The 1,140-nt window shown below is 33.8% G+C and carries 2 protein-coding genes; both read left to right on the top strand.

Features of this window, described 5'->3' with window-relative positions; all coding sequences use genetic code 11:
• Entirely contained in the window at window positions 1-144 is a 144-nt protein-coding gene (locus ACFILO_RS09455; protein WP_375627963.1) for a TrwH protein, read from the top strand.
• On the top strand, window positions 141-884 hold the full coding sequence (locus ACFILO_RS09450; protein ID WP_375672384.1) for a type IV secretion system protein: 744 nt from the start codon (window positions 141-143) through the stop codon (window positions 882-884). Before ACFILO_RS09455 ends, ACFILO_RS09450 begins: the two co-directional genes overlap by 4 nt.
• The last annotated feature ends 256 nt before the right edge of the window (window positions 885-1,140 follow it).

Below are 1,140 nucleotides of genomic sequence, written 5' to 3'. Positions count from 1 at the left end.
ATGAAGTCGATCATTCTTGTAATTTTGATTGCAAACCTTTTATCGGCTTGTGCATTAGCACCAAAGCTAAAACAGCCCAATGATAGGAACCGCGTGCCTATTAATAAAACAATCCCTGCCGAAATCAAGCGAGCAAATATATGAAAAAGCGATTTATTATAACAGGAATGATTACCCTTTGGGGAATGATAAATTTAACTCTAACGTCTAACTTTAGTTGGGGTTCTGGAACTCAAGGCTCAACTGTTCAAATTCCTTTTTCAAAAGCAGAATATCTGGAAATTATTAAATTGTTAAAACAACAAATTGAAGAAAACGAAAAGCAGATCGAAAACGCGGAAAAAATCCATCAGTTTATAATAGGGCATAAAGTACTAACATCTACACTAGGAGAAAATTTTAGTTTTTTCTTACCAGTTTCGCCTTTTGTTTACCCAGACCCAAGCACAAACTACCAAACCACATATGTTGGGCACTATAGAGCTGTTTTTCGTCAACTTGTTCTCGACGAGAAAAGGCACGGCTTCCAGAAATTGCCGTATGATAAGATACGCGAAATAATTAATACACGTCTTAAATATAGTGGAATTGTCGAAAAAGCTGTAAGTTTACAAACTTTCAAAGACATAGATAAGCGCTTTAGACAAGTGGAAAGTTTCTTAGAGCAGATTAATAAAACACAAGATCTGAAAGAACTTTTTGATCTGCAAACGCGCATCAAGACCATGTCATCCATGATCCAAAATGAATATACAAAGCTACAAATGGTCAGAAATTTAAGCGATGACGAAGAGACTCTTATCGAACTACAAAAACGTAAATTGTATAGAAAAATTGTAACCTTTTACAACAAAAATATGCCTAAAATAAGATCTAACCAATAAAGCTCTTTACAACATTTGCTTTTTTCATGAAAACAAAAGCCGATGTAGAAGATTCAGTACTATCTGAACAATTCAGAGAGGCACAAAGGTTTTATCAAAGCTAAGATATCGTAATGAAAATACTTAGGTAATGTATAAATGCAAATGAAGCGTTTAGCATGTATCTATATTTCAAGGTGATAAAAAGTTGAAAATTCGTTAAAGAGGAATTCCATGGACTTTACAGTTTTCACGCAACTTTTCGATAAAATTAACC

The sequence above is a fragment of the Bartonella sp. AP72JLCBS genome (genome assembly GCF_042195705.1).
Lineage (GTDB): Bacteria > Pseudomonadota > Alphaproteobacteria > Rhizobiales > Rhizobiaceae > Bartonella.
This window is presented reverse-complemented; position numbering and strand designations above follow the sequence as displayed.